The organism is Gardnerella sp. C0684A1, assembly GCF_055326835.1.
This window is the reverse complement of the sequence record NZ_JBLTSX010000003.1, coordinates 41,350-52,843: the sequence shown is the minus strand read 5'-3', so window position 1 is coordinate 52,843 and position 11,494 is coordinate 41,350. Positions and strand designations below refer to the sequence as shown.

The following is an 11,494-nucleotide window of genomic DNA, read 5'->3' as shown; positions in this document are numbered from 1 at the left end:
ACATTTAGCACAAAATTGTGTGTAATGCTCATATGACAAATTTTTACGAATGGGAATGGTTAGTGCCACGCACCCAAGAATGCGTGTACAAGATTATAGCTGAATTGCGCTCGAATGAATTATGTGAGTGGCAGGGATCTGCTTCTCAATATTTTCGCAACGATTTAGAAAACGTTGCTTCGCAAGCGCAAGCTATGTTTGAAAATTAGGGGGAAACTATGCCTTGGAAAGTATTTTCAAGTGTTACAGGTGGGGAAAAACTTTCTGTAGCTGATGAAAAAGCATACAATAATTGCGCTAGTAGATTGAGGAATATAGCCTCAGAACTTTCTTCGTTAAGTATTTTGTGGATGAATGCTGCATCGAGTTTGCAAATTAAGGAAAGCACTCAAGCAAATTACGGTGGACAGAATTTAGACAATAGCATTACAAGTAAGCTAAGAAGAAATGAGCAATGCGTTGTTCCAATGACTGGAAGCATACTAACTTCGGCTATTTGTAGCTCACGAGCAAGGAGTTGTAATGAAATATCTAAAAGGTTAGAAATTTTAGCTTCACTTCTTATTCGAGCAAATAACCTGTATTCTGATTCTGAGAAGAATTCTCGCGAAAAATTTGACAATATTGTGTCAAATACAGTTTCCGTAATGCCAATATTATCTATTCCGTTTTTTGCTGGAGCTGGAGTTGCTATATTAAAAGATCGCATAAATAATAGTGGTTTTAAGAATTTTTCTAAATGGTCTCGTAGTACAGCACCATTGCAGCAAGGTGTTATGAAAGGCTTATCCAGAAATTTTATACTAAATGCAATAACAGGAATGCAATTTGATGTTATTACTGGTAAGCAATTTAATAAATTAGTTAAAAATTCTGATGCTATTAAAAATAATTGGGAAAATTCAGTTGGATCTGCTTCTGAATCTTTAAGTAGAATTAGTGCGCCTATCAAAAACAAAATGCAGGGAAATACTTTGAAAGTTACTAAAATACCTCAATCTGTAAATTCTTCTAAAAATGTATTTCCGGAAGAAGGTAGGACTATATCTCAAGCTTTGAGAAATCTTACAGAACTTGGTAGTGGGAATTTTGGAGTAAAACCTCCAAAATTAAATCCTGATGCTGCAACAATTGCTATTCAACGTTTTAGGAAAAAAGACGGTAATGTATCATGGTTGGTTACTATTCCTGGAACAGACGGTAAATCACATTCACCGTTTGGCTGGGAGCAAAATGCTGAAGTTATGAGTATAAGAAGTGATACCAGAAAGCAGGCAGATAGTACAAGAATGGTAGTAGAAGCAATGCGTAAATCTGGTATAAAAAGTAACGATTCAGTAGTTCTTATTGGACATTCTCAAGGTGGAATTGTAGCCGCAAGCATTGCAAGTGATTATTCTAAACAGTACAACATTAAGCATGTTATTACCGCAGGCTCTCCTATTGCTAATCACCCTATTCCTAAAAATATTTCTGTAACGAGCATAGAAATGGATGATGAGCTTGTACCAAATCTTGACGGAAAAGAAAATCCTTCACGAAAAAACTGGGTTACTGTTAGAGGTCATGCTAGTTACGTCAATAAATCTTCTATAAAACCGAATTATGGTAGCGTGATTTGCTCTGGTAGTTTACTTCCAAAAGGTAAATATAATTTCGGTTCTTTAGTAGAGTCAGTACCGGAAGAGGAAACTCTTACTCACGATTTGCATTATCACGAGGCTGCTTATGATGATGCATCTCGGCTAGGATCTAAAGCTATACGTACGCAAGAGAAAAATTTTAAAGATACTATAAACGGAGAGTTGGAAAGTACTACATTGTGGCAGGGCCTTATGCAATAACAACACTTTGAGAATAGCAATGATTCGCGGGGATGCTGTAATCTTGCAAGTATGAAGCTTACTGATATTTCTCCTGCAATTGCTCTTACTCCACTTGACGGACGCTACCATAATCAGACTGTTGATCTTGTGGAATATCTTAGTGAACCAGCGTTAAATCGTGAACGAATGCGAGTAGAAGTCGAATGGATGATTCTTCTTGCAAATGGTTACGAAGCAAATGGCTACTCTCCTATCGTTGATGGCGTTAAGCCACTTAGTGAAGAAGAGTGTGAGTATTTGCGTAATATTCCTGAGACTTTTGATAAGGATGGTATTGCTCGCCATGCTGCTCATGAAGCTATTACTCACCATGATGTTAAAGCAGTTGAATACTACATTGACGATGCTTTAGATGAGGCAGAAAAGAAATTAGGTCACGAAACACAGTTATCTAATCTCAAAACGTTAGTTCATTTTTCTTGCACTAGCGAAGATATTAATAATCTTTCCATTGCTCGTTGCGTGAAAAATGCAGTAGAAAACGTTTATAGGCCGAATTTGAATAAAATTGTTGATTTCCTAACGCAAAAAGCGCAGGAATATCGTGAGATGCCACTTCTTTCTTTAACTCACGGTCAGCCTGCAACCCCTACTACTTTAGGAAAAGAACTTGCAGTATTTGCGTACCGTTTACTTAGACAGCAGAAGCGTTTAGATGCTCAAGAGTATTTAGGTAAGTTAAATGGTGCTACCGGAACTTATGGAGCGCACTTGGCTGCCTTCCCAGAAGCTGATTGGCTTGGTATTGCTCAAGAGTTTGTTACTAACAGAATGGGTCTTACTTTTAATCCTCTTACAACTCAGATTGAAAGTCACGATTGGCAGGCTGAGCTTTACGGTACAGTAAGTCACATCAATCATATTCTTCACAATCTTGCTGTTGATGTTTGGATGTATATTTCTCGAGGTGTTTTCGTACAAGTGCCTGTAAAGGGTGCTACAGGATCTTCTACAATGCCGCATAAGGTAAATCCAATTCGTTTCGAAAATGCTGAAGCTAATCTTGAGATTTCGTGTGCAATGTTTGATACGTTATCTGCAACTCTTACAGAGAGTCGTTGGCAGAGGGATCTTACGGATTCTACAACTCAGAGAAACATTGGATCTGCTTTTGGTTACGCTCTACTAGCTTTGAATAATTTGCTTGGTGGACTTAATTCTATACATCCAAATGAGCAGAAAATGGCTCAAGAATTGGATGATAATTGGGAAGTATTGGGCGAGCCTATTCAAACTGCTATGCGTGCTCAAGAAATTGCTGGAGTGCAAGGCATGGAGAAACCATACGAGCAGGTTAAAGAGCTTATGCGAGGTCACCAAATTTCTAAAAAAGATGTGGAAGATTTTATTGCTTCGCATGATTTCGACGAGAACACTGCTGCTCATCTAAAAGCATTAACTCCTGGAACTTATACGGGTCTTGCTTCAAAGCTCGTAGACTTCATAAAGTAAAATCGGAAGAACTTTTACATAAATTACATCGTTTTTCTGTAATGTTGTGGCCAGTGGTAAACTTCTGCTGGCCACATTTAGATAACAACAATGAGTATGAAATCAGCAATTAACCCAAATCTGACTATAGAAGACTCACAGCCGAGCTTAGTTCGTAGCTGGGCTGATTTGTTATATGCTATTACTTCTATAGCTATTGCTGCTGCAATGATTATGTCGACTTTGTGGCTTTCTGCAACAACTGCTGGCGTTGAACGTGATGCTAAAAGTGCTGGTAAATTACTTAGTTTGATGGTAAACGGTTTACCATGTTCTCTTTTACAGCAGGCTGTTACTCTTATCGTTGTTGCTGAAGTCATAGCTCATATGGTAAATGCTAAACGTTGGCTTGATACAGCTATATCTGTTATTACGCTTTTTATAAGCTACGGCGCTATATGGCTTTTTTCTTATGTGATATTTTCTACGAATAATATCGTACTTTTAGATGCTATGCGCTCTCAGTCTTCTGGAGCGTCTACTGAGCTTCTTCCAGATATTTATGCAGTTTTAGTTGCGTTTTTAACTGTTAGTGGTCCGCACATAGAATATAAGCATGTTAAATGGGGTTGGAATGCTCTGTTTATTTCTACAGCTATTTTTCTTTTTGCATCGTGGCATTCGTACGCTGGAGTAATTGTTTCTTATTGTATTGGACGAGCAATTGGAACACTTATTCGTTTTACAAAAGGTACTCAAAGTAAGGGAGCTTGGGGAGACGATATTGTTCTTGCTTTGCAAAATATTGGTATCGATAATTTAACGCAACTTACGCGACGCACTCAGCAGGCTGATCATACTGGAGTTTTGCGTTCTAGTTTAGATGATGATCTAATTGAAAATTCTAGACTTTATGACGCTACTGATATTCATGGAATGCGTTATGTAATTTCAGTACTAGATAATCAAGTACATTTGCCAGGATACTTAAATCAGTTGTGGCAGTGGGCGCGTTTGATTGATATTTCTATGCGCACTGATCGTTCAGCTCGTCACTCTGTTCATCATCATTTATCAATGATTTTAGTGTTGCGTAATTTGCACTTGCCAACGGCTAACGTTTACGGTGTAAGTGATAGTGATAAGTCTTCTATAATGGTTTTTCACGCTTCTAACTCTCTTGTGCCTTGCAATCTTAATACGCTAACTGTTGAAGATTCTGCAAAACTTATGCGTTACCTTGATGCTGCTAATACTCGTGGAATTACGCATGGTCGTATTACTCCTGAAACTTTGGCAAGGTTAGAAGATAACACTCCTGTTATTGCTGGTTGGCAAAATGGTGATGTTGCTAGCGATACAACTAATATTGCGCTTGATAAAGTTCAATTACTTACGTTAATTGCCGCTTGTACTACGATTGATCAGGCTATAGAAGCCGCAATGGATGCCTGGGGTGCTGAGAAGTTAGCTGCTGTACTTCCGTTTATGCAAAAAGCTGCTATTCCTGCTTCTACCAGGTCGCTTCCTTCTTGGAATAAGAAACTTTTTGAACGTTTACGCGTTAGTTTGAGCGCAAAAGTTGCTTTGCATACTGACGAGGATGATTACGATACTGTTCGTCTTTCTCGTTTCAATTTAAGATTCTTTGTGACCCTTGTTTTAGCTCTTGTTGCTGTTGTTGTTACGATTACGCAACTTCATGCTCAAGAAGTTGCTATTGCTCTTCGTAATGCTGATACTGTACTGGTTCTGCTTTGCTTTGTGTGTAGTATGTCAGCTTGGGTTGGTTCTTCGATTACTCTTGGCGCTTTTATGGATGAGGATAAGCCTGGTGCTACTACCCTATTTATGTCTCAAGCTGCGTCTGGATTAACTGCTGTTTCTATGCCAGCTGGAGTTGGTCCTGCATTCGTTAATATGCAACTTTTGCGTAAAAATGGTTACGATAATGCTCAAGCTACAGCTGTTACTAGCGCAGTTTGGCTTATTCAGGCTTTAGTAACATCAATGTTCCTTCTTGTTATTGGTATTTTTACTGGAAGAAATGTTCTTTCCGGTATGATTCCAACACATATGCTTGTAACTGTTATTGGAATTGTTACTTTAGTGATTTGCGTTTGCATGGCTGTGCCTAAGGTTCGTAATGCTATTAGAAGGCGCTATCTTCCACTGCTTTCTGATTATGGTAAGCAGATTAAAGATATTGTGAGCGATCCTTATCAGCTTTTTTCTGGATTATTTGGAGCTGTAATTCTTGTAACTTCTATCGGTATTGGTTATTGGATTGCTCTTCTAGCATTCGGATATCATGCAAATCCTTTGGAAACTATACTACTGTTCCTGTTAGCTAATGCTGCAGGCTCTGCAGTTCCAACTCCTGGCGGTTTAGGTGCAGTCGAGGCATCTTTGACATTTGCCTTTACTTCAGTAGGAATTCCTCCAACTATTGCTCTTTCTGCAACTCTGTTGTACCGTCTAATGTTCTATTGGTTGCGTATTCCTATTGGAGCTATGGCAATGCATTGGCTTAGTAGCAAGGAAATGATATAAAAAAACTTCATTTTGCTGCATTTTGGCATATATTGTATAAATGTTTCTCTCGTAGTATCCCATTTTGCTATTTGTAGGACAAAATATGTTATTTTTTAATAAATTTTTATAAGAAATATTTATAAAAACGGCTAAAAATGAGGTATTTGTAGGGAAATTGTACTAATATCGAGTATGAACGTGGTCTTCGAATTTAAGAAATGAAGGCCCCTAGCACAAAGGATGCTGCATGGCATACAACAAGTCTGATCTCGTTTCGAAGATCGCTCAGAAGTCCAACCTGACCAAGGCACAGGCCGAAGCCGCCGTCAACGCATTCCAGGATGTGTTCGTTGAGGCTTTGCAGTCCGGTGAAGGTTTGAAGCTCACTGGCCTGTTATCTGCAGAGCGCGTAAAGCGCGCTGAGCGCACTGGCCGCAACCCGCGTACCGGTGAAACCATCAAGATTCCTGCCTCTTATGGCGTACGTATCTCTGCTGGTTCCCTGCTTAAGAAGGCTGTTACCGCCTGAGGCTGAATGTGTGATACACGCATTTGTGTGTGGAGAACAATTAAGGACGTCCCGTTGTTGGAACGTCCTTAATTTTTTGTTTAAAAATTTAGCGCTATTCTCACAACTTTTAAAGATTTTAAGTATGTAAGAATAGCGCTTTTTTATATACTAATTATTCTCGTTCCATTTTTCTCAAACGAGGTTCAGCACTATCTTTTGCGCCAGTAATACGGTATACGTCAAATACGCCTTCAATCTTTCGTATAGCTGCAAGAAGAGTTGCTAGATGCTGAGGATCAGCCATCTCAAAAGTGAATTGGCTTGTAGCAACCCTGTCATCTCCAGTAGCAATAGTTCCAGAAAGAATGTTTACACCATGATCTGAAAGAACTCTAGTTACATCTGAAAGGAGATGTTGTCTATCAAGTGCTTCAACTTGTACTTTAACAAGGAATAGGCCTTTATCACTGGTCCACTGAACAGGTATTACGCGCTCAGACTGTGACTTTTGCAAGTCAATCATATTTTGACAATCTGTTCTGTGCACAGATACGCCCTGATTGCGTGTTATAAAGCCAATAATGTCGTCACCAGGAACTGGCATGCAGCATCTTGCAAGTTTTACCCATACGTCTCCTACTCCGCGTACAGATACCCCTAGAGCGCCGTGTGACTTGCGATTTCGTTCCACCTTCTTAAGAGGTAAAGCTTCCTGCTCTACTTCTTCTGCAACTTCATCAGCTCCAGCATCTTTCACTAAATGTGAAATAACATTCTGAGTAGAAATCTGACCTTCGCCAATAGCAGCATATACAGAATCTACGTTAGCTGGAATATTAAGCTCATCGGCAACACCAATAAGAGCCTGTGGTGTCATAAGAGTAGCAAGTGGAAGATTACGCTTTCGCATTGCGCGAGTAAGCTCATCTTTTCCTTCTTCAATCGCTTCAGAACGGCGTTCCTTACTGAACCATTGACGAATCTTATTTCTTGCTCTAGGGCTTTTTACAAAGCTAAGCCAATCCCTAGAAGGGCCAGCAGTATCTGATTTTGACGTAAGAACTTCTACAGTATCGCCATTAACAAGTTTCGTATCAAGAGGAACAAGCCTACCGTTTACGCGAGCGCCCATCATTCTGTGACCTACTTCAGTGTGCACAGAATACGCAAAATCAACAGGAGTTGCTTCTGCAGGAAGAGCTACTATGCTTCCTTTTGGAGTAAATACGTATACTTCAGAAGCACCCAAATCTTGTTTTAAAGATCCTAAGAATTCGTCTGAATCAGGTGTTTCGCTGGTCCAATCGGCAAGCTGCTGAATCCATTTAAGATTATCTGCTTCGCTTAATTCTTTCTTATCTTCAAGCTCACCTTCGCGTTTACGGTCGTTGCTATCTGGTTTGCTTAAAGCTCTTCCAGCTTGTCCGTTTGCTTTATACTTCCAGTGGGCTGCGATACCAAATTCTGCTCGCCTATGCATATCCCAGGTTCGTATCTGTATTTCTACAGGCTTTCCTCCAGGGCCTACAACCGTGGTGTGAAGACTTTGATACATGTTTAGTTTTGGAGTGGCTATATAGTCTTTAAAACGTCCAGGAACAGGGCTCCAGCGTGCATGTACAGCTCCAAGAGCAGCATAGCAGTCGCGTATGGAATCGACTATGATTCGTACGCCTACAAGATCGTAAATATTTTCAAAATCGTGTCCTCGAACAATCATCTTCTGGTAGATGGAGAAGTAATCTTTTGGACGTCCCTTTACGGAAGCTTGAATATGCTGTTCGGATAAATCAGAGTTGATTTCTTCAAGAATTTGTCGTAAGTATACTTCTCTCTGTCCTGCTCGTCGGGCTACAAGTACAACTATTTCATTATAAATTTTTGGATAAAGTACTTTGAAACTTAACTCTTCAAGTTCTGTTTTAATGGCGTTCATGCCTAATCGGTTTGCGAGAGGAGCGTAAACATCAAGAGTTTCTCTCGCTTTTTTGTGTGAACTTGTTGATTTTACGTATCTCCATGTGCGACCGTTGTGTAAACGATCTGCTAGTTTTACTACAAGAACTCTGACGTCACGGCTCATTGCAACAATCATTTTGCGAATTGTTTCTGCCTGAGCACTGTCGCCATACTCCATTTTTGAAATTTTTGTAACGCCGTCAACTAATCCTGCAACTGTGTCACCAAATTCTGCTCTACATTCTTCTAATGTATAATCAGTGTCTTCAACTGTGTCATGGAGTAGTCCTGCAGCTACAACAATAGGGCTCATACCCAAATCTGCGAGAATCTGCGCTACTGCAAGTGGATGGATAATATACGGTTCACCGGATTTGCGTCTTTGCCCTGTATGCTGTTTTACTGCTCTATCGTATGCGCGATGAAGAATTTCCATATTCGCTTGAGGATGATGCCATTGGCATATTCGCAATATTGGACATAATGGGTTGCGTGGGTCGTTGCTAATTTCGCATCCAAGCTTATTAGCACTTTTAATATCGTCATTTTTCTCGCCCATAGTAGCCGCACCTCCCGTGTTTATTACTATCCTAGCGTTCAGAAACGCTTCGTGTACACGAAAATAAAAAATAATTGCACAAGTTTTTTCTTACACAAAAATACAATAAAATCCGACTCAGTAAAAACTGGTCGGATTTTACACGATTTAGATTATTGTATTCCTGTTGATCCAAATCCTTTATCTGATCTGTCAGATCCTGGAAGTGTTTCAGCAGGTATAAATTGTGCTTCTACATATCTCTGAATAACAAGCTGAGCAATACGATCCCCACGATGGAATTCTACAGAATGTTCTGAATCCAAATTAATAAGAGGAACCTTAATTTCACCTCTGTAGCCTGCGTCAACGGTTCCTGGAGCATTAAGAACTGTCACGCCCTGCTTCACAGCAAGACCAGAACGTGGGTGCACTAAAGCTACGTAACCGCATGGAAGCGCAATTGAAATTCCAGTAGGCACAAGAGCACGCTCAAAAGGTCGCAAAATAAAATCTTGCGTAGTTCGTAGATCAGCTCCTGCATCTCCAGCATGTGCGTAGCAAAGCGGTTTCATTGGAGAAGTCGTATTGCTATCAAGATATTTAATAAGCACTTCTACCTGTTCGGGGCCAGTATAGGTCTCGTCATATGACATCAGGCAGCGCACTCCTTACAAATAGGTTGTCCGTCAGCAGTGGTTTCCGCAAGCTGACTACGATGCTTCACAAGGAAGCATTCTGAACATATAAATTCATCACCCTGCATAGGGATAACAGTAACTGACGCATCTTCATTACTTAAATCAGCGCCAGGAAGTTCGTAATCCTCAGCAATGGCATTCTCATCATCGTCAATGTCGCTAGCAGAGTTTTGTGAACCCTTGCTCAAAGCTTCCAATGACTCCTCGTCCTCATCTTTGCTACGAGGAGAATCATAATCCTGTGCCATTATGGTCCTTTCGTCTCCTAGAGTACTTTACTTACCCTTACGCGCATAGCATACAGTAACCTACCCCCTCATGTAACTAATTTCTTATATTTAATATAAAATAGTCAGAATGCAGACTATGGACTAAAGTATGTATTTAGTATTGTTATATGCGAAGAAAGTGGTGCACAATGCTTGAAAATCCGCCAAAAGAGGCGAGTTTCGATCATGTGAATGCTGACGGTGATTTGATTTTCATTTGTGAAAACACGCCGCTGGTAGTTCATTTTGACGACACGCTGGAACGCGCCATTGCTGAAGCTCAACGTAGAACTCGTAAGCAAAGCGATGATAAAGACGCTAATGATGTTGCACAAACAAATACTGCAACATTGCCTATTTCTCAAATTCAGGCTTTGATTCGTGCCGGTGTTGATCCGACTCATGTAGCGCAAAGATATCACGTAAGTGAAGCACAAGTACGTCGATTTTCTGCTGGAGTTGAAACAGAAAAACAGTACGCTATCGAACAGTTCCTACTTGTTCCTGCGCCTAAACAAAGTAATATGCGTACTCTTTCGGAGCTTATTGAACGTACTCTTGCAAAAGCGCATATTGGTATGGAAACAGTTAAATGGCATGCTACTCGAAGAGGACTAGAACCTTGGCGAATTAGTGCAGAATTCAAAACTGCTACTCGTACTATAAAAGCTGAGTGGACTTGGAATATGCATGATAACACTGTTACATGCGCCAATCCTTCTTCAAGACTGCTTCTTGGCGAAGAGTCTGTGCGATCTGATTCATCAAAACAAGTTCAATTCGGCGGAGCATACAGAGACACTGTAAGTATTGACTTCCCATTTTCTCACGATGAACTTCCTGGAAATTCTATACGTTCTGCTCGCATAGAACGAGCCGTTTCACAGTGGGAACTTAAGAATGCTGATAATAATGCGGTTCCTGTAGATACAATTGCCTCTTCAAAAACAGCTGACGGTTCTTTATCAAATAATGCGGCTTCTACAAACCGACAAAATTTGAAATCCAACGCAGCAAAAGAAAAATCTGTTTTAAACACAGTTTCATCTAAAGAAAACACTAAAAACAGTAAGCTTGATCATGTTAATGCTTTTACTCAAGATGCTTTAAACGTGACAAGTGATAATGAAAATGCTGCATCTAATAACAAAGTCAATAATTCTAAATCGGAAGCAGATAAAACTTCAGATAAGAATTTAGATAAAGAATTAGATAAGAGTTCAGATAAAAAGAATAATAGTAAAGAAACAACTGTTATTGGAATAAGTGCTTTATCTAGAAAATCTCCTGCAAAATCTGCAAGCAAGAATATAGATAACAATAAAGCAAAAAACCAGAACGATTTAAATAGCATTACGAACGTTTCTGCAGAAAATCTTCCAGACGATGCGCATGCTCAACGAGATCGTACTGAAGTTGTTGACGTACAAGCTAGTACTGTAGATAAAACGATAAATGAACGTCACAAAAAGCGTACTGGTCGTTCTGCAGTACCAAGCTGGGATGAAATATTATTCGGCGAGGGATAAATTCTAGAGATAAATTTTAAAAAGAGCGTGGAATAAAGTTAATTCCGCGCTCTTAGTTTTTTGTGGACTTTTTATTCGCCACTATTATCCACTTATCACTTACTTATTTGCTATGTTAATCGAAGCATAGCAAGA

The 11,494-nt window shown here is 39.7% G+C and carries 9 protein-coding genes; 6 read left to right on the top strand and 3 right to left on the bottom strand.

Annotated features, from left to right (window positions below):
* Positions 1-32 precede the first annotated feature (32 nt).
* The 5 genes from ACNEUN_RS03525 to ACNEUN_RS03505 all read left to right on the top strand — a co-directional run bounded on the left by ACNEUN_RS03525 (position 33) and on the right by ACNEUN_RS03505 (position 6,381).
* Positions 33-209 carry a hypothetical protein gene (locus tag ACNEUN_RS03525; RefSeq protein WP_463630884.1) on the top strand — a complete coding sequence of 59 codons (177 nt, stop codon included), beginning with the start codon at positions 33-35 and terminating at the stop codon, positions 207-209.
* 9 nt (positions 210-218) lie between these two features.
* Entirely contained in the window at positions 219-1,844 is a 1,626-nt protein-coding gene (locus ACNEUN_RS03520; RefSeq protein WP_463630882.1) for an esterase/lipase family protein, read from the top strand.
* 51 nt (positions 1,845-1,895) lie between these two features.
* Positions 1,896-3,338 carry an adenylosuccinate lyase gene (purB, locus tag ACNEUN_RS03515; RefSeq protein ID WP_427876979.1) on the top strand — a complete coding sequence of 481 codons (1,443 nt, stop codon included), beginning with the start codon at positions 1,896-1,898 and terminating at the stop codon, positions 3,336-3,338.
* 96 nt (positions 3,339-3,434) lie between these two features.
* Positions 3,435-5,870, top strand: a complete 2,436-nt coding sequence (locus ACNEUN_RS03510) for a lysylphosphatidylglycerol synthase transmembrane domain-containing protein (RefSeq protein WP_463631086.1) — start codon at positions 3,435-3,437, stop codon at positions 5,868-5,870.
* 229 nt (positions 5,871-6,099) lie between these two features.
* Positions 6,100-6,381: an HU family DNA-binding protein gene (locus ACNEUN_RS03505; protein WP_463630879.1), complete on the top strand. Its 282-nt coding sequence runs from the start codon at positions 6,100-6,102 to the stop codon at positions 6,379-6,381.
* Between the two features lie 154 nt (positions 6,382-6,535).
* Here ACNEUN_RS03505 and ACNEUN_RS03500 read toward each other — a convergent pair whose 3' ends face one another.
* From ACNEUN_RS03500 to ACNEUN_RS03490, 3 genes are all read right to left on the bottom strand, one after another.
* Entirely contained in the window at positions 6,536-8,881 is a 2,346-nt protein-coding gene (locus ACNEUN_RS03500) for a RelA/SpoT family protein (protein ID WP_463630878.1), read from the bottom strand.
* Between the two features lie 152 nt (positions 8,882-9,033).
* Positions 9,034-9,516, bottom strand: coding sequence for a dUTP diphosphatase (gene dut, locus ACNEUN_RS03495; RefSeq protein WP_427876984.1), 483 nt, complete (start codon positions 9,514-9,516; stop codon positions 9,034-9,036).
* The gene (locus ACNEUN_RS03490; protein WP_427876986.1) at positions 9,516-9,809 is read right to left on the bottom strand and encodes a DUF4193 domain-containing protein; all 294 of its coding nucleotides are present in this window, start codon (positions 9,807-9,809) and stop codon (positions 9,516-9,518) included. The genes dut and ACNEUN_RS03490 overlap by 1 nt, the downstream gene beginning before the upstream one ends.
* Positions 9,810-9,979: 170 nt before the next feature.
* Here ACNEUN_RS03490 and sepH point away from each other — a divergent pair, with 170 nt between their 5' ends.
* On the top strand, positions 9,980-11,359 hold the full coding sequence (gene sepH / locus ACNEUN_RS03485; RefSeq protein WP_463630875.1) for a septation protein SepH: 1,380 nt from the start codon (positions 9,980-9,982) through the stop codon (positions 11,357-11,359).
* The last annotated feature ends 135 nt before the right edge of the window (positions 11,360-11,494 follow it).